The organism is Naasia sp. SYSU D00948 (assembly GCF_017916515.1).
In the GTDB taxonomy this organism is placed as follows: Bacteria; Actinomycetota; Actinomycetes; order Actinomycetales; family Microbacteriaceae; genus Naasia.
Genome location: NZ_JAFMTA010000001.1, coordinates 2,904,396 through 2,926,697 on the forward strand (window position 1 = coordinate 2,904,396; position 22,302 = coordinate 2,926,697).

13 protein-coding genes are annotated in these 22,302 nt (G+C 67.3%); 9 read left to right on the forward strand and 4 right to left on the reverse strand.

Features of this window, described 5'->3' with window-relative positions; genetic code table 11:
- The first annotated feature begins 41 nt into the window (after nucleotides 1-41).
- Entirely contained in the window at nucleotides 42-1,028 is a 987-nt protein-coding gene (locus J3P30_RS13560) for a hypothetical protein (protein WP_210481536.1), read from the forward strand.
- A gap of 39 nt (nucleotides 1,029-1,067) precedes the next feature.
- Here the strand turns inward: J3P30_RS13560 and J3P30_RS13565 are convergent, their stop codons facing one another.
- The 3 genes from J3P30_RS13565 to J3P30_RS13575 all read right to left on the reverse strand — a co-directional run bounded on the left by J3P30_RS13565 (nucleotide 1,068) and on the right by J3P30_RS13575 (nucleotide 9,646).
- Entirely contained in the window at nucleotides 1,068-3,842 is a 2,775-nt protein-coding gene (locus J3P30_RS13565) for an ATP-dependent DNA helicase (RefSeq protein WP_210481537.1), read from the reverse strand.
- A gap of 66 nt (nucleotides 3,843-3,908) precedes the next feature.
- Nucleotides 3,909-6,566 carry a site-specific DNA-methyltransferase gene (locus tag J3P30_RS13570; protein ID WP_210481538.1) on the reverse strand — a complete coding sequence of 886 codons (2,658 nt, stop codon included), beginning with the start codon at nucleotides 6,564-6,566 and terminating at the stop codon, nucleotides 3,909-3,911.
- Nucleotides 6,566-9,646: a BPTD_3080 family restriction endonuclease gene (locus J3P30_RS13575; RefSeq protein WP_210481539.1), complete on the reverse strand. Its 3,081-nt coding sequence runs from the start codon at nucleotides 9,644-9,646 to the stop codon at nucleotides 6,566-6,568. Before J3P30_RS13575 ends, J3P30_RS13570 begins: the two co-directional genes overlap by 1 nt.
- 243 nt (nucleotides 9,647-9,889) lie before the next feature.
- On the opposite strand from J3P30_RS13575, the gene J3P30_RS13580 reads away from it, so the two are divergent.
- From J3P30_RS13580 to J3P30_RS13610, 7 genes are all read left to right on the forward strand, one after another.
- Nucleotides 9,890-10,621 carry a hypothetical protein gene (locus tag J3P30_RS13580; RefSeq protein ID WP_210481540.1) on the forward strand — a complete coding sequence of 244 codons (732 nt, stop codon included), beginning with the start codon at nucleotides 9,890-9,892 and terminating at the stop codon, nucleotides 10,619-10,621.
- 359 nt (nucleotides 10,622-10,980) lie between these two features.
- Complete coding sequence (locus tag J3P30_RS13585) at nucleotides 10,981-12,135, forward strand: exonuclease SbcCD subunit D (RefSeq protein WP_210481541.1); 1,155 nt, start codon at nucleotides 10,981-10,983, stop codon at nucleotides 12,133-12,135.
- Entirely contained in the window at nucleotides 12,132-15,083 is a 2,952-nt protein-coding gene (locus J3P30_RS15655; RefSeq protein WP_210481542.1) for an AAA family ATPase, read from the forward strand. The genes J3P30_RS13585 and J3P30_RS15655 overlap by 4 nt, the downstream gene beginning before the upstream one ends.
- 133 nt (nucleotides 15,084-15,216) lie before the next feature.
- Nucleotides 15,217-15,537 (forward strand): nucleotide pyrophosphohydrolase, encoded by a 321-nt coding sequence (locus tag J3P30_RS13595; RefSeq protein ID WP_210481543.1) that lies wholly within the window; start codon nucleotides 15,217-15,219, stop codon nucleotides 15,535-15,537.
- Complete coding sequence (locus J3P30_RS13600) at nucleotides 15,524-17,296, forward strand: DUF2075 domain-containing protein (protein ID WP_210481544.1); 1,773 nt, start codon at nucleotides 15,524-15,526, stop codon at nucleotides 17,294-17,296. The genes J3P30_RS13595 and J3P30_RS13600 overlap by 14 nt, the downstream gene beginning before the upstream one ends.
- 171 nt (nucleotides 17,297-17,467) lie before the next feature.
- Nucleotides 17,468-17,704, forward strand: a complete 237-nt coding sequence (locus J3P30_RS13605; RefSeq protein ID WP_210481545.1) for a hypothetical protein — start codon at nucleotides 17,468-17,470, stop codon at nucleotides 17,702-17,704.
- Nucleotides 17,701-18,045 (forward strand): type II toxin-antitoxin system PemK/MazF family toxin, encoded by a 345-nt coding sequence (locus J3P30_RS13610; protein ID WP_210481546.1) that lies wholly within the window; start codon nucleotides 17,701-17,703, stop codon nucleotides 18,043-18,045. Before J3P30_RS13605 ends, J3P30_RS13610 begins: the two co-directional genes overlap by 4 nt.
- 77 nt (nucleotides 18,046-18,122) lie before the next feature.
- Here J3P30_RS13610 and J3P30_RS13615 read toward each other — a convergent pair whose 3' ends face one another.
- Entirely contained in the window at nucleotides 18,123-21,377 is a 3,255-nt protein-coding gene (locus J3P30_RS13615) for a BTAD domain-containing putative transcriptional regulator (RefSeq protein WP_210481547.1), read from the reverse strand.
- A gap of 388 nt (nucleotides 21,378-21,765) precedes the next feature.
- On the opposite strand from J3P30_RS13615, the gene J3P30_RS13620 reads away from it, so the two are divergent.
- The gene (locus J3P30_RS13620; protein ID WP_210481548.1) at nucleotides 21,766-22,092 is read left to right on the forward strand and encodes a hypothetical protein; all 327 of its coding nucleotides are present in this window, start codon (nucleotides 21,766-21,768) and stop codon (nucleotides 22,090-22,092) included.
- Nucleotides 22,093-22,302: the final 210 nt, after the last annotated feature.

Sequence of the window (22,302 nt, forward strand, 5' to 3'; positions counted from 1 at the left end):
GCTCGTCCTGGCGGGTCCCTAGTCTCATGACGGGGGATTTGATGAGCATCAGCAACGATCTGGTCTGGGACATCGAACCAGGCGGGTTCCTTACCCGGAGCGAGCGAGCCGAGCGCTTCGGCGGCGGAACACAGAGCGGTATCGAGCCCTCTAACCGGGCCTCGACCGTCTTCCTGTACACGGATCCAGCCAAGGGACTCGCACACGGCTACAACTTCGACGGCTGGTCCCCGGACCGAAGCGTCTTCTTCTACACCGGCGAGGGTCAGTACGGCGACCAGACGCTGTCGGGCCGGAACGCCTCGATCCTGAATCACCGCGAGGCACGGCGGACACTTCGGATGTTCTCGGCAGAGGGGACGGTCGGTCGAACTCAGACGAAGCAGCAGCGGTACATCGGCGAATTTGAGGTCGATCGCGACCGGCCCTTCGAGTGGGAGATCGCGCCAGATACCGGCGGAGAGTTGCGCTCCGTCGTCGTTTTTCGGCTCCGGCCCGCCGGAAGGACTTTCGCGAGGAGCCGTGAGGACAGCGCCCATCCGATTTCCCCGGTCACCCTGGCGGAGGAGGTTGCTCCGCTGGAAGGACCAGTTGATGACGTTGTCGAGCAGGTGTTGCTCGAGAGGACGCTCACGCCGCAGTTCCTACATCACGACGAGGGCAAGCTTCGTGTCGCTGTGAGGCGCGAGGCCGAGCTAGTGACTCGGATGACGCGCTACCTTCGGTCCCTTGGACACGAGGTCGCGCGGAACAAGATTGTTCCCGCCGGAAGCGCTTTTCCCCTCTTCACGGACATTCACGACGTGACCGGAAGCGTGGTTTACGAGGCCAAGGCGAGCCCAGACCGACCTCAGGTTCGCCTCGCAGTCGGCCAGCTGATGGACTACCGGCGCTACTTAGGTGACTCTGTGGGGGTGAGCGCCCTCTTTCCTCGCAGGCCAGCCGAGGATCTCCCGGCCCTCCTCGCCCTTGCAGGCGTAGCTCTCAGCTACCCGCAGGGATCGACCTTCCGACTGCCCTTCGAGTAATCGTTGATGCGAGTGCGGGGCCGGACCTGGACGATGGAGCTATCCGGAGCGAGTCGTCAACCACGCGAGGTCGTTGTACGAACTCTCAGTCGAGTGATCGTGCCCGCAGTCAAAGCGCCGCTGACGAATGTGCTCTGCGACCGTTTCTACCTTCGATCGAATCGCCGTGAGTAGGGCGTCATTGACCGGCTCGTTGAGGTTGTCGCCCTTCGCATCAAGATTGAGCACCTGGATCCTGTCTGCGGATCCTCCGGTCAGCTCCCGGTAGCCCAAGGCGTAGACGCTGAGCTGATCACGAGTTGTCGCGGTCGCCTGCGACTCTTCGGTCGACTTGAAGTCGACGATGGAGGTCTCGTTCGTCTCGAGACGCTTCACAAGATCGATGCGGCCGTTGACAGTCACCCCAGGGGCCACCGCGACCTCGATTTGCTTCTCGGAGTGGACAGTGCGGGTGAGATCGGTTCCGTGCTCGGCGAAATACCGCTCGACCGCAGTCACAGCCGCCTTCCGCAGCTGCTCTCGCAGCGCGGGGTAGGCGTACGGGGTGTGAAGGTGTCGATCGACGAGGTCGGGCGCCTCGCCGACATCGGGCACATCCCCGACGAGCGCCCGCTTGTGCATCTCCGCCAGCGCGTCGTGCAGCCCCTTCCCGTACCCCAGCGCCTCGTGGATCGGCGGGTTGAAGCCGTACATGAAGCGGAGCTTGAACTGGTAGGGGCACTCGAGCAGGTACTTGAGCTCGGAGAACGAGATGGAGATGGCAGGGGTCTCGAGCTTCGGCGTCGACGCGAGGCGCGGAACTGCCGGCAGGCCCTCGTCGACAGTCGAGACCCAGTCCGAGCCTGTCGCGTGGGTGTAGAACTCAGAGCGCTGCTTGGCCTGGTTGTTGTCGCCTGGCGCGAAGGTCATATACAGGTACTTCTGGGCACGAGTCAGGGCCACGTAGAAGAGGCGGGTCTCGTCTGAGAGGCCGCCGCGGTAGCGCGCACTGTTGGGCACCGCCTCCTGCGGAATGACGTGGAACACATTGATGCCCCCGCTCACCCTGCTTGGGAACCGGTTCCGTCGCAGGCACGGGATGAACACGGCTGGCCACTGCATGCCCTTGGAGCGGTGGACGGTCGTGATCGTCACCGCATTGGGGGTCGCGAAGCCGGAGTCCTCGTCCGCCTCTTCGTAGTACGTCGGCGCCTGCTTCGTCAGGAACCCCAGGAAGGACCTGTACTTCGACTTCGGGTTTGATGCGAAGTAGATCGCCTCAAAGTCTGAGATGACCTGCGAGAACTTCCCCAGCTGATACATCACGAGTTCGGCGCGCGCCGGCTCGCCGGGGATCGTCTCTTCCCGGATATCGAGCGCCTCGAGGACGTTGAGGTAGAGGCGCTGGATGTTGTAGGCGCCCCAGCGTTCGCCGGCTGTGAAGTCGGCGCCTCTGTCCAATAGGCCCACTGCCCTCGGAAACAGGTCAGACCGAGGAAGGAGATCGGCCGATTCGAAGAGTGCTTTGAGCTCGGATGCGGAGATCTCCTTTTGCATGTAGCGGAAGAGCCCCACGAGGGCTTTCACCTCGGGCGCATCGAAGAGGCGCGCCAGCCCTTTCACCACGTACGGGATGCCCCGCTTGCGGAATTCGTCGACGAGCGCCTCTGCATCCTTGACGGTCCGGAAGAGCACCGCGCAGTCGGACCAGGCGAGACCCCGGGGATCGCGATCCGGCGCATCGACGAAGGGCATGCCCTGTAGCCGTTGGATGCGCTCGGCGATCCAGCCCGCCTCGCCTTCCAGATCCGGAAACTCGAGAGCGAGCATGTCGCCGCGCTCCCACTTCTGGTGCGAGGCGTACTCCATGCGCTTCGACAGTCGCTCACCGTCCGGCAGTCGCTCGGCCACGCTTCGGCCGAAGCGGACAATCCCCTCTGTCGACCGGAAGTTGTCGGCAAGCTCGATCGTGCGAACATCCTCATAGCGCCGTGCGAAGGAGAGGATGTTCGACACTTCGCTGCCGCGCCACTGATAGATCGTCTGGTCATCGTCGCCGACCACGCAGAGGTTGGCTCCGAATCGGGTCAGCGCTCCGATCAGCTTCTCCTGCAGGGGGTTGACGTCCTGGTACTCGTCGACGACCACGTACCTGATGTCGTCTTTGAGGTGACGCAGCAGCTCTCGCTCGAAGCTCTCGAGCTCTTGGTCGTCGGGGTCGGACTCGAGGAAGGCGACCGCGCCCGCGATCATCGAGGTGTAGTCGAAGTACCTTCTTTGCGAGAGCAGCGAGAGGTATGACTTGAGGCTCTTGTCGACGCCGTCGGGCACGTGCGCCCAGTCGACCTCGTCCTCCTGCAGGATCGCGAGGACCTGCATGTACAGCTTCGAGTCGACATACCGCCAGAGGGTGGGCCGGCTGGGGGCAGTAGTCGGACAGGTTGTCAGCCCCGACTTCGTGCTCTCCCGGTCGATGAGGAGCCTCTGCGTGATCTCGGTCAGCACCCCGTACTTGAACGCCTCGGGCACGTACGTCTGCAACAGGTTGAGGCAATAGCCGTGCATCGTGCCGATGTACATCTCGGCGAGCCCAGGAAGCTCGCCGTGCTCCTCCTTGACGATCGAGTAGACGCGGTCCTTCAGCTCAGCGGCGGCCTTCTCCGTGAAGGTGAAGGCGATGATGTTCGCCGGTCGGACGCCGGGCTGGCTGAGGATGTTCGAGATCCGTTGCGAGATCACCTGCGTCTTGCCGGAGCCGGCGCACGCGATCAGCTGCAGCGGGCGCTCGAGCTCGCCGATCGCCGCTTGCTGGTCCGCCGTGTATGTGGGTGTCATCAGGGGTCACGATATCGGCGGGCACCGACATAGGCCTGCGAAACGCGGCCGTATTCGGATGACGATCTATACAGTAATCACCTTCATGACCTCGTCGCCGTAGTCGTTGATCACCTTGATCGCGATCCTGCCGGTGGACGGCCTGCCGAAAGGCAGGGACTCTTCCCGGTAGAGGGGGGCCCAAGCATCGAGGTCGATGTCTGCCCGGAGAGCCGCCTTGAGCGACTTGTAGGGATCGTTGTCGCCGAGGAAGTAGCAGTGACGGACGAAGAACGATTCCTCGTTGTAGTCGGTGTCGATCATCCAGAGCGCGATGTCTTTGCGGCTGGAGCTACGGACGTCGCCGGTCGACGGGTCGTATACATCCACGCCGTTCAATGTGACTCTCAAATTGCCGTCGCTGACCTCATCCACCGACACGTCCGGCTCGCCGAAGACGGTGAAGAGGTTCCCGCTACCGGTTTTCTTCAACTCGTCGCCCATTAGCAAATCGGCGTTCATCCGGACGAGCAGCACCTGGATGCGCCCGAGCTTGCGTTCCCCCTCCACACTCGCGAACTCTTCAACGACGGTAACTCCGTCGGTCCCAGTCACACCGGTCGCCTGCGGATCGAAGGCGAAGCCGAGCACGCAGAGCAAATCCACGGACTGATCCGCGATGGCCTCCTTCGCAGCGGCCTTGATAAAGCCGGGGCTTACAGTGCCGTACTGGGGACCGAGCGCGACCGCGATGCGCGTTGGCGCCACGTCCTCCTGATCATGCAGGCGATCGCCGATCGCCTGCACGTAGGTCCCGCTGTACTGCTCGAGTGTCTCGAACTGGATGCGCTCCGCACGGTGACCGTTCTGGATGCCGGCACGGCGCAAATTCGCGAGGATCGTCTGGTCGAAACCGGCCTCGTTGTCCGAGGCGCCCGAACCGGTGCGCAACTGGTCCGCCTCGTCAAACTTGAGCGAGCGGTGGGGCGACAGTGATTCCATGGTGAAAGGACCAGAGACACGGACCTTGGACTTATCTTCCTTCGGCTTGTCATAGAGCAGCTCGAAGTCGGCATGTTTGCTGATGGCCATTTCGATTTCTCCGCGAGGCATCCCTGGTTTGATATCGGGGTTGTTCGCGATCGACTTGAGCGTGATCTGCTGCACTCTCTCGTAGACGAAGCCTTGGCGGATATCGCCAGCGGTGCGAGTCGGCGGAAGTCCTTCCAACCGGCGTCCTTCTTCCGTGTCTGCCTTCACGAAGTACGGGTACCGGGCGCCCATAAGGCGCTGACGCGCGAGCGTCAGCGCAACCCGCGACGTGTCGATCGTGATCCAGCGGCGGCCCCAATGCTCGGCAACGAAGGCAGTAGTACCGGATCCACACGTCGGGTCCAGAACCAGATCGCCGGGATCCGTGCACATCAACATGCAGCGAGCAACGATCATCGAAGCGGTCTGCACAACGTAGAGTTTGTCCTCACCGAAGCCACTCGTGACCGTGTCGGTCCAACCGTTTGTCAGGGTCTTGAGCGGGAAATCGGAATAGTACGGCTTGAAACGAAGAGAGTTTCCCATAACCAAGAGGCGATCGGCCGCAATCAGCCGCTTCATGCCTTCCTGGTTGGTTGACCACCCCCGACCTGCGGGTGGGTACAGCGTCTTACCGTCGAGAACAACCGGGAATCTGGAGGACTCCCCCCCTGACGCCGAGTATGCTGCACGGTGGCTATGCACCCGGGCGTCCTTTGGTACGGCACCACCGGTGAATCGCTCTCGCGTTCCCTGGCTGGTTTCGGTCCACTTCTGCTGACCGGCGAACCATTCGTCTACTGATGCCGATAGATAGAGCCGGCGCCACTTCAAGGAACTAGCGTCCTTGCTACACCACAGGATGTAGTCGAAGGTCCCGGGGAGGGCGTCGGAAGTTTGGAAGCCACCTCTGCGGAACGCGATCTGGCTGACGAAGTTCTCACTCCCGAACACCTCGTCCAGGAGGCTACGTACGAGGTGGACATTCTCATCGCCGATTTGGACGAAAACCGACCCTGAATCCGTCAGTAGGTCCCGTGCGATGACGAGCCGGTCTCGCAGGTACGACAAGTACGAGTGGATACCCAGCTCCCATGTGTCTCGGAAGGCTCGGATCTGCTCCGCCTCACGCGCGGCATCTTCAAGTTTGCCGTCTTTAACATCCCGCTTGCCCGCCCGGACCTGCCAGTTGGACCCGAACTTGATACCGTATGGCGGGTCCATGTAGACCATCTGAACCTTGCCACGTAGCGTCTCCCGCTCGGCAAGCGAGCCCATTGCCTGGAGCGAGTCGCCGAGAATCATCCGGTTCTTCCAACTCTCCTCGTGCTGGTAGAACTCGAGCTGGCTCAGGTCGTCAAGTTCGTCGAACTGCTCGAAATTGAAGAGTGACGGGGCGTCTGAATGTGGTGCATAACTCGTGGCGCCCTGAGCACGGATGTTCGCTATCACTGCGCGCGGGTCGATCTTCTCTTGGATGTAAATCGGCGGTGCGTCGACCACCAGATCCTCGCCGTTCTGACCGTCCTTGCCCTTCCACACTAGCTGTGGGTCGAGGCTCGGATCGCGCGCATATAGCAACGGCGGAAGCGCCGACGACGTCTCGTCGTAGAAGGTCGTGGCCGCGTCCGCAGTCGGAATGTTGATTCGCTTATCCGCATGCTGAATGGACTCGATGGGAGTCCGCCGCTTTGGGGTTGTACTGCGTGCCACTAGTTCTCCATCATGCCGGTTGTGCCGGCCAGGAGCCGGGCTGAGAGCAAGTCGGGATCGCCGATGATCGGCGCATCGGCTCGGAGCTGGTCCAGCCGAATCCGCAGCTCGTGTTCGGCGTCGTCGACCTCAGCCTTGCCGAGCTCTGTGTAGCCCCAGCGGCCGAAGCCGCCGTGGTTGTTCACCGCCGCGCACCACGAGTCCCGCGCGGTGCGCGCCTTCTCCTTGGTGGGGCCCGGGCTCTTCTGGGAGCCTGAGACCTCGACGATGAGTGTCCGTGAGAAGTCCTCGCCGTCCACGGGTGCCAGTCGCAGAAGGAAGTCTGGCCAGTACTCGTGGCTACGGCCCTTGTGCACGTACGGGATGGTGAAGCCGAGATGGTCGTTCTTCACATAGCTGGTGAGCACCCCTTCGGCAACGAGCTCTTCACAGACCCGTGCCACCTTGTGCTCCCACGTGTTGCCGTCCTTGCCATCCAGCGTGACGTGGCTAACATGCGAGGCGGTCGTCTCGTATGTCTTCTTGCGTGTGTCGAACCAAACAGCGTCAGTAGAGCCGTCGCCAGGGTCGCGCAGTATGGGTCGGGCCAGCTTTTGCCGCGACTCGTCGTCTTCGAGCCGCGTGATCGCGTTGTAGATTGCCTCGGCGGCGAGCTGCTGGGGTTCAGCAAGGGAGAGGAACCCGATGCTGTAGCCGGACTCGATGTGCAGCTTTGCGCGAAGCCACCTCTTGGTGATGTCCACCAGCTGAGGAAACAGCCAGGGGCGTGCGTCACCCTGCGAGGTGAAGAAGCTCTTGAGTACTCGGCTCGCAACCCGGAAAGCGATCTCCTGCTCCCGGATCTCGGCGATGCCGTCAATGCGCTCCTTCTCGCCGACGATGCCTTCGCTCTGGACCCAGCTCGGCACGGTAGCGGCGCCGATGGTCAGCGCGTCCGCGTGGGCCGGGTCGAAGATCAGCGGGGAATCCGGCATCTCGATGCGGTATCCGGCGAGGAGCGGGAATGCGATGCGCAGGTGCGCCCGACCCTCCAGGGCTCGCACCCGCGTCGGCGGATCCAAAGGCTTGGGGTCAGAGGGTGGGGCGTCGCCTGGGATGAACGAGAACGGAATCCCGTACACGTTCGAGTACTCGGGGCCGAACATGTCGGTCTCGGGATCGAGAGAGTAGTCCCGGCGTCGCAGCCCGCGACCAATCACCTGCTCGCAGAGCAGCTGGGAGCGGAAGGGCCGAACGCCGAGGATGTGTGTGACCGTGTTGGCGTCCCAGCCCTCGGTGAGCATGGAGACGCTGACGACGCACCGCACGGGCTCACCCAGCCGGCCCTTCTTCCCGACGGTGTTCATCACCTCGCGGAGCAGGTCTGCGTCGGTGATGTCCTCGACGCCGCCCCTTTGAAGGCGGTACTCCTTCTGGAACGCCTCGATCTCGTCCGCTGCGGCCGCCTTGAAGTCGGCCTTGATGGGCTCGCCCGATTCGAGCTGCTTCGAGTCGACGATGATCGTGCGCGGGCGGGCGAGCGGCGCCCCATGTTCAGAGTTGCTGAAGAGGTCGAGAGCGCCGGGGACGTGCTTCGTCTGGTCGCCATCGGCGAGCTCGTAGCCGGCGATCCAGTCGTAGATCAGCTTCGAGGCGACGGTGTTCGGTGCGACGACGATCATGACGGGCGGAGGCTCGCCCTGGTTCTTGAGCGTGCGCTCCCACCCCGCATAGGCGCGCTCGTAGCTCTTGTAGAGGCTGCGGAGGGCCCCCTCGAGGACTGCTGGCATGACCCATTCCGCCGGCGACTTCGGGGCGGCCTTCACCGTCCTCGGCCAGTTCGCGTCGTCCTTGATCTGGTCGTAGAGGTGCAGGTAGCTGACCTGGTCGCCCTGGGCGTCGTCGTCCACGGGGAGACGCGGCACCTTGACGATGCCGGATTCGATCGCGTCCATGAGCGAGAAGTCGCTCACCGTCCACGGGAAGATGAGGCCCTCACTCCAGCCGGAGCCGCTCAGATAGAACGGGGTCGCAGAGAGGTCGTAGATGGCCTTGATGCCGGCATGCTTCCGGATGTCGGCGAGGCCTCGGAACCAGACCTTGGCATCCTCGTTCGCCTCTTTGACGTCGGCGTCGACCTTCTCGTCGAGGTCGCGGGGCTGATAGCAGTGGTGTGCTTCGTCGTTGAGCACGACGATGTCCCCCTTGCCCGGCAGCGACTTGAGCACCCGGCTCACGACCGCCTGGGGGGTCTCCTTGAAGGGGTCCTCGCTCTTGCCAGCCAGCAGCAGCTTGCGCGTGGCGGAGGCGACGCCCTTGATCTCCTTCGCGTCGCGGGGGATGAACTGGTGGTAGTTGATGATCGCGATGCTGGCGGAGTTGAGCTGCTGACGGAGGTCCGCGGGGACAAGGCCGCGGAGGTCGTAGTAGTTCTCGGGGTCGCCCGGCTTGAGGACCCGCAGGCGATCGCGGATCGTGATGCCGGGCGTCACCACGAGGAAGCGGTTCGAGAAGCGTGCGTCATGTGGCGCGTGCGTCTTGTTGAGCGCCTGCCAGGCGATGAGCATGCACATCACGACCGTCTTGCCGGACCCTGTCGCCATCTTCAGGGCTCGGCGAGGGAGGCCGGCGTTGTGCTGCGTGTTGGCCTCCTCGAGCGTTGCCCGCCAGTCGATCCCGCCCGCCCGGCTGCGCGTGTACTTGTCTCGCCCGACCACTTCGGCGAGGTAGATGGCGGTCTCGGCGGCCTCGCGCTGGGCGAAGAGGATCCGGTTCTCGCGCTTCGGGTCCGACCAGTGCTCGAGCAGCTTCCGGGTGATCGGCGTGACGCCCGCGTATCCCTGCAGGCGCCAGTAGCGGAGGTCATCCCGGAGCTGGTCGATAGCGTCGTTCCGCTCCACCTTCTCGTCTGTCAGGTCGAAGGCGAGCTGTGTCGCTTGGCTCTTCTTGCTCTTCTTCGGCTTGGGGACGGGGACGAAGAACTCGCTGCGGCGGCGTGCGTTCGCTATCTCACCGGTGGGGCGACCGGCTTCGTCGAGGACGAAGTGACGCATGGGCTCCTCGTACGGCACATTGATCACCGGATTCGCGAGCAAATCCATGCGGTTACGCCACCTCCTTGAAACCCTCGACCGCTGGCCAGGTCGGGAGAGACGACGCTAGCGCATGGTGGAGACAGGATCGGGCCGCCCGGCCGGTCCCGGCGAACACTGGCCTTGATACGGGCAGCCGTTGGCCGTGTTGCATCGCCCACATGCGTCCGCCGGTTGTCCTTGCGCGAAGATGCGGGAGTGTCGACCCGCTGGTTCCGGTGTCGAGTCGCCTCGGAAGGGCATGATGATCCGGTGTCTAATTCAGCGCCAGGAGAACAGTTCCTTGCATCGTTCAACAGGTTTGAGTCTTGGCTGCGATCGCACCTAGGGAAGACTCAGGGGTACCCGTACCAGCGCTTACTCGAGGACTTGCGAAAGGCCGACGAGCTGACTAAGTCCCAGGAGCTTCAACTGCAGACGTTCGGGTATCTGCGCAACGCGCTTGCCCACTGGTCTCCCTCGGCAGAGGGGCTTGCCATCGCGGACCCGCGGTCCGACGCGTTGGAGGAGTTTCGAGCACTTACCGAGTTGGTGATGGCGCCCGCGCTAGTAGTGGATGTTCTCGGCCACCCCACAATCGAGTGCCTGGACTATGCCGGAAGAACCGGGGACTTTCTTGCACTGGTTAGGGACTTCGACTTCTCGCAGGCCCCGGTGCTGCGGGACGGCCGGTTCGCTGGCGTTCTCACCGTGGGGCAGGTAGCGCGCTGGCTTTCTGAGAAGGAATGGCCTGCACGAACCGACTTCCGGCGGGCTCCGCTCGCCGATGCTCTCAAGACATCGATCCAAGATCCCGCCTTCATCTGCGCAGGTCGCGCCCTGACCGCACCCGAAGCAGTCAACGCCTTCAGCGTCAGCGACGGAGGTGCTGCTATCTCGGGAATCGTCCTCCTCGACGAAGGCGACGAGGAAGACTCTGTGCTCGCGATGGTGGTTCCGTCCGACCTGCCCGCGCTGGTCGGCGCAACGAGCTGGCCCCGCTGAGTGGTGCGTCGGGGGCCGCCGGTTGTCCGAGGTGCTCGCGGCGCCTCACTCACCGACCCAAGAGACCTAGCGGTGACGGGCCGAACTCGGGGATGGGGCTGGCTCCGCCTGCGTCCAGGTTTGCGACTTGCGCGCTCATTCCCGTGCTCAATGTCTCCGCTGCGACCGGAGCCCATCTCTCCTGCATGGCAAGTGCCGCTTACATTCGCCCTCGAACTGAAGAGGAGGGCGTGGATCGTCGGTGCTCCTCATGATTGGGAGGAGCGCATGCCTGCTGGCTTCCTTATCCCTTCGCTCAGTCGCCCGATCCGCGGCGATCCTCCCGGACGGTGTCAGCGCCTCCGCTTACCGTCCCAGCTGTGAAGCTCCTGCACACCTCGGACTGGCACATCGGCCGCACGTTCCACACGCACTCGACGCTCGCGCACCTGCGCACCGTGCTCGACGCGCTGGCCGACGCGGTCCGGGAGCAGGGGGTCGACGTCGTTCTTGTCGCCGGGGACGTCTTCGACTTATCGATGCCGTCCGCCGACGCGATGACGCTCCTGAGCGACGTGTTCCGCAGCATCCGCGACGCTGGCGCGCAGATCGTCGTAACCAGCGGCAACCACGACTCCATCACCCGCCTCGGCTTCCACGCCGAGTGGATCCGGCACGCCGGCATCCACGTGCTCACCCAGCACCACAGCCTCGACGAGCCCGTCCCCCTCACCGATGAGCACGGACCCGTCCACGTTTACGGCATCCCGTACCTCGAGCCGTCGCTCTTGCGGCACTCCTACCTGGACGTGGACCTGCGCACCCACGAGCAGGCGCTCGCCTTCGCCATGCAGCGGATCAACGCCGACCGGGCGCAGCGGGGCGGACGCTCCGTCGTCCTCTCGCACTGCTTCACCGCCGACGTCGCCGCGAGCGACGGCGTCGAGCGGGACATCACCTCCGGCGGGCTGGATCTCGTCCCGACGAGCGTGTTCGACGGACCCGACTACGTCGCCCTCGGCCACATCCACGGCCGCGCTCAGCTCAGCGAGCGGGTGCGCTACTCGGGCGCCCCGCTGCACTACTCCTTCTCCGAGACCGACAAGCTGCGCGGCGGCTGGCTCGTGGAGCTCGACGCCGACGGCCTCGCCGACGTCACGTGGCTCGACCTGCCCGTGCCGCGGCGACTCGTCCAGCTCACCGGCGAGCTCGAGACGCTGCTCGCGGACGCCGCCCACGCCGAGTGCGAGTCGCACTGGGTGAAGGCGGTCCTCACCGACCAGGTCCGGCCGATGGACGCCATGCGCCGCCTGCAGCAGCGCTTCCCGCACTGCGTCGCCCTCGAGTACCGGCCGTCCGTGGTCGCCGAGGCGATCGCGGCGAGCTACGGGGACCGGGTGAAGGAGAAGACGGACGCGCAGATCGTCGGCGAGTTCCTTGCCTACGTCCGCAACGGCGTCGGTCCGTCCGAGTACGAGCGCGGACTCGTGCACGAGCTGCTGATTGAGCAGGACCTCCGCGAGGTTCCCGCGTGAAGATCCTCCGCCTCCGTCTCGCCGGGTTCGGGCCGTACAAGGACGAGCAGGTCGTCGATTTCGAGCAGTTCGACGCGGACGGCATCTTCCTCATCTCGGGCAAGACCGGCGCCGGCAAGTCGAGCATCCTGGACGCGATCTGCTTCGCCCTCTACAACGCAATCCCGCGCTACGACGGCCGCGACGCCCAGATCCGCAGTCACCACTGCGGGCCGGACGACCCCTCCTTCGTCGAGCTCGAGTTTCGGCTCCGCGGCGAGGAGTACCGGATCTACCGGACGCCGGAGTACCAGCGGCCGGCCAAGCGCGGGGGAGGCCTGACCACCGCCAAGCCCGAGGCGCGGCTCGATATCCGGGACGGCGACGGCTGGCGCGGCCTCGCCGCCATGCCGCGCGAGGTCGGCATCGCGATCGCCGAAATCCTGCCGATCGAGAAGGACCAGTTCCTGCAGGTGATCCTGCTCGCCCAGAACCGGTTCCAGAAGTTCCTGCTCGCCAAGACGGATGAGCGGCGGGCGGTGCTGCGGACGCTGTTCGGGACGCTCCGGTTCGAGATGCTCGAGGCGGACCTCATCGAGCGGCGGAAGCTGCTCGAGCAGGAGGTGGACGGGAGCCAGCAGCTGCTTCGCGCCTCCGCCGCGATGGTCGCCGAGCAGGCAGACCTGGAGGCGCCGGCGGGTGAGCCGACACTCGACTGGTTCCTTCAGGCGGGCGAGCGGGTGACCGAACAGCTCGTCGTCGCATCCGCGTCCGCGGACACGGCGCGTGCCGCAGCGGACGAGGCCGAGGAGCGCTGGCGTTCGGTGGAGGCGTTGCGCGCCCGGCAGGACCGGCGAGCGAACGCCGAGGCGAAGCTCGCGGTCCTCGCGGAGCAGGAGGCCGAGGTCGCCGACCTGCGCACGGCCCTGGAGCTCGCCGAACGCGCCGCCCGGGTGCTGCCGCAAATCGAGGCCCGGGAGGCCGCGGCCGCGACGCTGGCGACGGCGACCGAGCGCGAGGCGGAGGCGACCCGCGAGTGGACCGCCGTGGCACCGCCGGAGGACGCCGACGACCCCGGCCACGCGGCGGAACGACTGACCGCCGCCCTCGGCGCCCTCGAGTCCGCCCTGGCCGACGAGGCCCGCCTGCCGCGCCTCGACGCCGACGTCGTCGAGCTCGCCCAGCTGCTGGGCGTGAAGGACGAGCTGATTCGGGACCGGGAGTCGCGCATCGCCGACCTTCCCCGGCAGCTCGAGGAGCACGACGGGCGGATCGCGGCGGCTGCGCAGCTCGCCGCGACGATCGCGGATCGGCGGCGGGAGCTGGAGCGCCTGGCGAGCGCGGTGGACGCCGCGCGGACCGCCGAGCGGCTGGAGACGGAGCTCGCCGTTGCTCAGGACGCGGAGCGGGCCGCCAGCGGCGGAAACCGGTCGGCGGCGGCGGAGTACGACGAGCTGCTCAACCGGCGCCACGCCGACATCGCGTCCGAGCTCGCGGCATCCCTGACGGCGGGCGCGGCGTGCCTGGTGTGCGGCGCGACCGAGCATCCGGCGCCGGCGCCGCTGGTCGAGGATCCGGTCACGCCGGAGGCCATCGAGCAGGCGAAGAACGCAATGGGCGATCGGCAGCGCGAGCTCGACGCCGCCTCCCGCCGTGTGGGCGAGGTGGCCGCAGCGCTGGCAGCGGCGCGCGCCACGGCCGGCGGCGCGCTCGGGGACCTCGTCGCCGAGCGCGAGGCAGTCGCCACGCTGCTGACCGCTACCGAGGCCGCTCAGGCGGAGCGCGCCATGCTCGAGGTCGAGCGGTCGCGGATGCGGGAACGCCTCGACACCGAGCAGCAGGCGCTCGCGGACGACAGGGCTCGACGCCAGGAGCTCGCGACTCGGCACACCGAGGCCGAGGTGCGCGCGTTCGAGACGCGCTCGCGGGTTGCGTCGCAGGTCGGCGAGTACGGGTCCGTCGCCGAACGCGCCCGGCGGCTGCGCGTCCAGCGCGATGCCGCTGCCGCCCTCGTCGCTGCTCGCCGCACGGTCGCCCAGCGCGCCGAGACGCTGGCGGAGGCCGAGGCGGCGCTGATCCGCCAGCTCGGCGAGCAGCGATTCGAGGATGCGTCGACAGCTCTCGCGGCTCGGCTGTCGGTCCGTGAGATCGCAGATGCCCGGGCACGGGTGAAGCGGTGGGACGACGAGAGTGCGGCGTGCCGGGGCGTACTCTCCGAGCCGGACCTCAACGAGCTCCCGGGCGAGCCGGTCGACCTCGAGCCGTACCGTTCGGCCCTTCTCGCCGCCCGTGCCATTCGAGACGAGGCGATCGCGACGGAGGCCGCGCTGCGGGATCGGGCCGCGCAGGTCCGCTCCCGGGTCGGCGAGGTCGAGGACCTGTTCGCCCGCTCCGCGCGCCTCCTCGACGAGTACGCGCAGGTCCGCGAGCTGGCGGCGGTCGTGAAGGGTGACGAGCCGAACACGAAGCGGATGCGGCTCGAGACGTTCGTTCTCGCGGCGCAGCTCGAGGAAATCATCGCGGCTGCGAACCGGCGCCTGCGCACCATGACCGACGGCCGCTACACGCTCGTCCTCGACGACAGCAGGCAGTACCGGAACGCGGAGGCGGGGCTCGGGCTCAGCGTCCTCGACGAGCACACCGGCGTGCCCCGGCAGACCGCATCCCTGTCCGGCGGCGAGATGTTCCTCGCGTCCCTCGCGCTCGCGCTCGGTCTCGCCGAGGTCGTCTCGCAGCAGGCCGGCGGCATCCGCCTCGACACGCTGTTCGTCGACGAGGGCTTCGGGTCCCTCGACGGCGAGACGCTTGAAGTCGCGATGCACGCGCTCGACGGTCTGCGCGCGGGCGGACGGACCATCGGCCTGATCAGCCACGTCGAGGCGATGAAGGAGCAGATCTCGGCGAAGCTCGCAATCACGGTGAGGAGCACGGGGGAGAGCGAGATCGAGTCGAGCTACGCGATGGTGTGAACCAGGAGCCAGACCGGGGGCGCTGCTACGCCGCCGCACAGGGGAACGAACCGTCACACCAACCATGGCCACTCCTGAAGCCGCCCTTACCCTGCCTTCTTCCCGAGCGCGGCACCGCTGATACGTTGACCACATGGGCGACCGGACCGCGCGTGAAGAACTGGCCGCCTTCGTCGCCGAGCGCGATTGGGCCCAGTTCCACACCCCCGAAAACCTCGCGAAGAGCATCGCGATCGAGGCCGGCGAGCTGCTCGAGTGCTTCCAGTGGAGTGGCGACGTCGAGAGCCGTCGTGTCCAGGAGGAACTCGCGGACGTGCTGACCTACTGCATGCTGCTTGCCGAACGACTCGGGGTAGACCCGGAGCAGATCGTCCTCGAGAAGCTCGCAACAACCCGGCAGAAGTATCCGGCGGACAAGGTCCGAGGGCGGGCGACGAAGTATGACCGGCTTTGAGATCTCCCGCCTGGACTTCGACCACAGATCAGTAAGGACGTGGGCGCCGAAGAGCGAGCGCCACACGAATTGGCCGGTCGTCTACGTTCTCGACCAGGGCGGAAACGGTTCCGTCCAGGGATTGAGCGACGTCTACGTCGGCGAAACCCTGAACGCCGCCGCGAGGCTGCGACAGCACCTGGAATCCGCAAGCAAAAAGCATCTTCGGACCGTCCGAGTCGTAGTCGACGCGACCTTCAACAAGTCGGTCTGCCTCGATCTCGAGTCATACCTGATCCGCCTGCTCGCGGGCGACGGCGCGCTCCGGGTCCTGAACCGGAACGACGGCATCACCGAGGCGGATTACTACGACCGGGATCGATACCGTGAGGCCTTCCGAGATGTCGTCGAGCAACTGCGGCGCGACGGCATCTTCACCCGCTCCGTTCCCGAAATCGAGAACAGCGATCTCTTCAAGCTCTCGCCCTTCAAGGCCCTTACGCAAGACCAGGCGGTCGCCGTCGAGGACATCCTCGAAGGCCTGTTCGCTGACCTTGCTGCTGACATTCCCAGCACGACGGTCATCCAGGGCGATCCGGGAACCGGCAAGACCGTGGTCGCGATCTACCTGCTCAAGCTCCTCGCCGACATCGCGCGGGCAGCACCGTCCGAGGACCACGAGGCCGACTCGATGTTCTCGGACTTCTTCGCCCCCGGATACCGCGAACTGCTGGCCGGGGCACGAGTTGGACTCGTCGTGCCGCAACAGTCGCTGCGCCAGTCGATCAAGAACGTCTTCAGGAAGACTCCGGGACTGAGTCCAGGCATGGTTCTCACGCCATTCGACGTCGGTCTCGCCGGGCACGACTTCGATCTCCTCATCGTGGATGAGACTCACCGACTCAACCAGCGCGCCAATCAGCCGTCGGGCGTCCAGAACCGCAACTTCCGCGTGATCAACGAGCGGCTGTTCGGAAGCGATGATCTGGCTAAGACCCAGCTCGACTGGATCCGAGCCAAGAGCAAGCATCAGATCTTCCTCCTCGACGCTGCTCAGAGCGTCCGGCCCGCCGACCTGCCGGCTGATGCACTCGCCCGCCTGGCGGCGGAGGCCAGGTCGACCCACCGGCATTACTCTCTGGCCTCGCAGATGCGGGTGCGCGCCGGATCTGACTATGTGGGATTCATCAGAGCGGTGCTCGACGGACGCCCTGCTTATCACCCGGCGCGGCGTCTGACGCGCGCGGATTTCGGGGACTACGACTTCCGGATGTTCGAGAGCGTCGCAGAGATGCGCGACGCGATTCGAAAGCGCGACTCGGAGGTCGGCCTTGCACGTCTGGTGGCCGGATACGCGTGGGAATGGAAGAGCAAGAACGACAAGTCCGCGTATGACATCGAGATCGATGGGTGCCAGTTGCGTTGGAACAGCGTGCCGACCGACTGGATCGCCTCCCCAAAGGCTCTTGATGAAGTGGGATCGATCCACACAGTCCAGGGATACGACCTGAACTACGCAGGGGTCATCATCGGGCCGGACCTTCGCTACGACCCGGTGCGCAACAGGCTGTTGATCGATCGAGCCTCCTACCACGACAAGAAGGGGAAGGAGAACAACGCCCTCCTGGGCAAGGCATACACCGACCACGACCTGCTCCGGTTCGTCAGCAACATCTACGCCGTCCTGCTGACGCGCGGCATACAGGGAACGTACGTCTACGCATGCGACCCCGCTCTGCGCGCGTACCTGTCCTCGCGTTTCCCTCAAGACTCCAGGTAGCGGTCCGCGGTGGCGTTTCTCGCGGCAGACACCGCCGTCCGGAACACGGATGAACGCACGCGCCGCCGAGGTCGTCGGCGTAGGAGTGGCCGAGGTCGAGCCCGGGCAGGCGCAGAGCGAGTCGATCGCCAAGAGCAGAGGCATACCGAGGACGGCCGGTATACTGAAAGTATGACCACGACGATCAAGGTCACCGACGAGCTCCGTGATCGACTCAAGGCGCAGGCGGCGCAGGCCGGTCGGACCTTAGGAGCCCATCTCGCCGCCCTTGCTGACATGGAGGAGCGCCGCCAGCGACTCGCTGCCGTCAAAGCAGCCCTCGCGAGAACGTCGGATGAGGATGCGGCCTCCCACTCCGCGGAGACGCGCGAGTGGGAGACGACCGAACTCAGCGACGCTCGCGAGTGACCGGAATCCCGATCAAACCGGGATCCGTCGTCTGGGCCTCGCTCGAGCCGGTCGCGGGTCGCGAGCAGGGCGGCCACCGCCCGGTGCTGATCGTCGCCTCCGAGGGCTACCTCGATGCGGTCACGACACTGGCGATCGGGCTGCCGATCACCACCGTGGACCGGGGCTGGCCGAATCATGTGCGCGTCGCCGGCCCGAGCGGCCTCGACCGCCCATCTTGGATCATGACTGAGCAGCCGCGCACCCTCAGCAGAAGCAGGGTGACCGCCGTCGCCGGCCACGTCACCCCCGCCTGCCTCGCTGAATCGAGACGGTGGCTGGCCGACTTCCTCGATCTCTGAGGGAATCGCTGCAGTCCAGGTTCCGGTCCGGCGCTGCGACTCGGCCTGCGTCGACTCAGCGATGCGGATCGAGGACGTCAGTTAACGAGAGGCGCCTCGAACCCGGCATGCGCATCAGCCGGTCCCTGCGCCGCCTCGGGCGCGTCAAGCGCGTTTAGCCGCCGCAGCGCATCGTCCACCCGCCCGATGACCCCGACCTGACCGATCGCCCCGACCAGCCCGGCGAGCGGCCGCAGCCGCTCCGCAACCGCCGCTGCGTGCTTCCCCAGCCCGGCATCCGCCATCTGGTGCGCGAGCAGCGTCAGCTCGCCGCCGGTCGTCCACACGTCGAGCGTCGGCTTCCGCAGGGCCGCCGCGATCATCGCCTCGCCCTCATCGGTGCGGCCGGCCGCGATCGCGAGCGCCGCCTGCGCCCACGGCATCATCGACACGTTCGCGACCGGCACGCCCTCCACCTCCGACAGGCGCCCCTGGTGCCAGCGCACCGCGAGCAGCGCGAGCTCGTGCACGCCCATCACGTACAGCTCCGTCTGCCGGTGCAGCTCGTACGCGTGCCGGTAGAGCTGTTCCGCGCGCTCGATGTCGCCGCGGAACAGGTGGAAGGTGCCCTCGGCCCAGCGCAGCTGGACGCGCGAGATCGGCAGCCGCAGCGAGTCGCTGCCCGCGATGCCCTGGCGGAGGTGCTCCTCCATCTCGTCGAGCCGGCCCTGAATGAGGGCGGTGAGGGTGAGCATGTTGTGGCTGAGGACGGTGTCCAGGCGGGCCAGCCGGTGGGGGAGGACGAGGAGGCGCTTCAGGGCGTCCTCCTCGTCGTGCACGTGGCTCGCGACACCGGCGAAGACGAGAGCGCGGCCGAGGAGCGTGTCGGCGAGGACGTCGTTGTCGCCGGTCGACTCGGCGAGCTCGATCGCGCGGGCGCTGAGCCGGTCGCGGATGCTGCCGTCGATCTCGTAGTAGCTGCCGACCGCGATCGCGGCGAGGACCCGGGCGTGGGCGGCGGGGTCGGCGGCGACGAGCGGCTCGATGCCGACGAGGCGGGCCATCAGCGGGGCGGCGTCCTCGGTGTACGCGGCCCAGGGCCAGGATCCGGCCGTGCGCAGCAGCGTCGCGGCCAGGCGGCCCGCCGAGGGGAGGCGGCCGTCCCGGACGGCGGAGGTGACGCCCTCCTCGACGACCTGGAGGACGGTGGACCAGCGGCCCGCGCGGGCGAGCGCGGCGACCCGGGCGACGAGCAGCTGGTCGCGCTCCTCGTCGTCGCGGCGCTCGTCGGGCAGCTGGTCGTAGGCGCGGATGGCGGCGTCGTACCAGCGGGCGGCCGCCTCCGACAGCCACCGCTCCTCGGCGTCGAGCGCCGCCGCGCGGCAGGCCTCGAACACCTCCTCCGCCTCGACGAGCGGGAACGCGGACACGAGATGCGCGGCGCGCCGGACGAGGCGGTCGGGGCCCCCGGAGGAGCGGAGCGCCTCCGCGATCTTCGCGTGCAGCCGCTGCCGCCGCGGCGCGGAGAGCCCGGCGAGCACCTCGTCGCGGAGCAGGCCGTGCGCGAAGGCGTAGCTGCCGGACTCCGGCGCGGGCACGATCAGGTGCTCGTCGGCGGCCTCGTCGAGGAGGTCGGCGAGCTCCTCCCGGTCGAGTCGGGTGACCGCGCAGAGCAGGTCGATGTCGAGCGGATCGTTCATCACCGCGGCGGTGCGCAGCACCTGCAGCACGTCGGGGTCGACCGCGGTGAGGCGGCGGCGGAGCACCGAGCGGACGGCGAGCGGGATGCCGCCCGCGGCGCGCTCCTCGCGGGGCAGGCGGGCGTACTCGCCGACGAAGAACGGATTGCCGCCGGTCTGCTCGGTGAGCGCGACCGCCTCCTCGTCCGGGATCTCCTCGCCGCTGACGAGAGCGGCGAGCTCGGCGACCTCGCCCGTCGCGAGCGGGGACACCGCGAGCTGGCGGTTCGCCGGCTGGCGAGCAATGGCGGCGAGCAGGCGCTCGAGGTCGGGCCGCGGCTCGCCCTCGTCGCGGACCGTGAGCACGAACGTGATCCGGCCCGAGAAGCCGGAGGACGCGAGGTGCGTGAGCCAGCGCAGCGACGCGGAGTCCGACCACTGCACGTCGTCGACGAGGATCACCGTCTCGCCCGTCACGGACGCCCGCAGGAGCCCGTCGAGCCGGTCGTAGACGACCCAGCGGGCGGCGTCCGCGTCCGTGCCGGCGGGCGGGGTGAGCAGCACGTCCGGGTCGCCGCCGAGCCCGCGGACGACGCCGCGGATCGGCCACCACGGCGGCGTGCCCTCGTCCTCGGGACAGGCGGTGCGGACGATGCGGGCGCCGCGGGACTGCTCGTCCGCGAGGGTCTCCTCGGCGAGGCGAGTCTTGCCGATGCCGGCCGGGCCGGTGAGGACGAGCCAGCGGGCGGTGTCGGTTCCGGCGTCCGTCCGCATGCCGCGGATGGCGGCGAGCTCGCGGGTCCTGCCGATGAAGGGGCGGGACGGGAGGCGCACGGCGTCGGCCGGCTCGGGGTCCTCGTGCGGTCGGTCGGGCTCGACCACGGCGGGGACGTGGCGGGCGCGGCTCGCCACGGGCCAGGTGGCCAGGTCGGGATCCTGGCGGAGGATCGCGCCGTGCAGGTCGCGGAGCGCGGGTCCCGGCTCGAGGCCGAGCTCCTCGTCGAGGAGGCGGGCGTGCGCGCGGTACGCGTCGAGGGCGTCCGCGCTCCGGCCGTCGCGATGCAGGGCGATCACCTCGAGCCAGGCCCCGCGCTCGCGCAGGGGCTCGGCCGAGCGCAGGCGTTGCGCCTCGACGACCGCCTCGGCGAGGCGGCCGCAGCCGAGGAGGCCGGTGACGAGGTTCTCCCGGGTCTCGCTGCGGCGCTCGTCCAGCCGGTGGGACTCGCGCTTCACCCACTCCTCGTCGCGGAGATCCTCGAGCAGGCCGCCGCGCCAGAACTCGAGAGCGGTGCGGGCGGCGTCGACCGCGGCGGGCCAGTCGCGGGCCTCGACGGCGGCGCGGGCGGCGTCGGCGCCGCGGAGGAAGGCGGCGACGTCGACGTGCTCGTCGGGGATGTCGAGGAGGTAGCCGGGGGAGCGGCGGACGATGGGGGAGGCGGCGGTGCGCTCGTCCCGAAGGATGCGGCGCAAATTCGAGATGTACGCCTGGAGGCTGGCGGAGACGCTCGTCGGCGGGTTCTCGCCCCAGACGGCGGCGACGAGCCGGTCGGTCGGGACGACGCGTCCGCGGGAGAGCAGCAGCACCGCGAGGACCGCCCGCTGCTTCGGCGGGCCGAGGTCGACGCGCGCGTCGTCGTGCTCGACCTCGAGGGAGCCCAGCAGGCGGTAGTGCATGTGCTTCCCTCCTTCGCGCTGGCCGAAGTTTAGGAGGCGGCTCCGACCGGGCGCATCCGCGGGGGGGGGGGGGGATGAAGGACTCCGGCGGTCGGTGAGAAGCACGATGCCGGCTCAGCAATCGCGTCGCGGGTCCCGGCTCTTGCGCGGATCAGGATCGGCGCTTCCCGGCACGGCGCGTCTTCCTGAACCGCGTACGAAACGGGCCCTGGGTCCTGATCCGCGTCGAAAGACCTGAACCGCGCAAGAGGGTGACCGCCCGCCACCGGAGGCGGGGCAGAACCACAACATCTAGTGTTGTCCACCGCTTCTTCCTCCACATGTGGAGGACTCGCCGGAAAATCGCGGGGGCTGGCGGGTGTCGGCGGACGGTCGTACCGTGACCCGCATGGGAAGCGCAGGGGAGCCGATGATCGAGGGAGAGCGAGCGTCTCTGGTGCTCGCGGCTGTGCTCAGCATGCGGATCCGCAGCAAGCATGGCGGGACCGTTCAGCTCGCCGGGCACGCCGATGCGCGGGCCATGGCGGCGCTCGTGCGGGCGGTGGATCGGGTGGAGATGCGGATGCGCGCCCTCGAGGCGGCGGACCTCGTCGAGCAGGCGACCACCTACGCCGAGCGGCGGGGCGAGGCCTTCGCGATCGTCGCGCAGCGCGCGATGCGCGCCTACGGGATGACCGTTGCTCCCTGGGCCCATCAGCTCAGCGACGCGTCCTGACGGCGGACGGGGGCCTACGGCGGTTTCTGGCCGGTCCGAGTCGCGAGTCCGGAGCACATGGCGGGACCCTCGGCCGCGGAAACACCAAGATCGGCCCTGGCTGGGTGGGCGAGCCAGGGCCGATCCTGTCGGGTGTCGGGTGTCGGGTGTCGGGCGTCGGGTCGGGCGCGTCCGATGGGTCGGTTCAGGCAGGGCGGATGTGTCGGTTGA

Excerpts from the sequence above, each read along its gene's own strand:
- J3P30_RS13560 (WP_210481536.1), top strand. The coding sequence starts at position 42 with ATGAGCATCAGCAACGATCTGGTCTGGGACATCGAACCAGGCGGGTTC.
- J3P30_RS13620 (WP_210481548.1), top strand. The coding sequence starts at position 21,766 with ATGGGAAGCGCAGGGGAGCCGATGATCGAGGGAGAGCGAGCGTCTCTG.
- J3P30_RS13605 (WP_210481545.1), top strand. The coding sequence starts at position 17,468 with ATGACCACGACGATCAAGGTCACCGACGAGCTCCGTGATCGACTCAAG.
- J3P30_RS13595 (WP_210481543.1), top strand. The coding sequence starts at position 15,217 with ATGGGCGACCGGACCGCGCGTGAAGAACTGGCCGCCTTCGTCGCCGAG.
- J3P30_RS13600 (WP_210481544.1), top strand. The coding sequence starts at position 15,524 with ATGACCGGCTTTGAGATCTCCCGCCTGGACTTCGACCACAGATCAGTA.
- J3P30_RS13615 (WP_210481547.1), bottom strand. The coding sequence starts at position 21,377 with ATGCACTACCGCCTGCTGGGCTCCCTCGAGGTCGAGCACGACGACGCG.
- J3P30_RS13565 (WP_210481537.1), bottom strand. The coding sequence starts at position 3,842 with ATGACACCCACATACACGGCGGACCAGCAAGCGGCGATCGGCGAGCTC.
- J3P30_RS13575 (WP_210481539.1), bottom strand. The coding sequence starts at position 9,646 with ATGGATTTGCTCGCGAATCCGGTGATCAATGTGCCGTACGAGGAGCCC.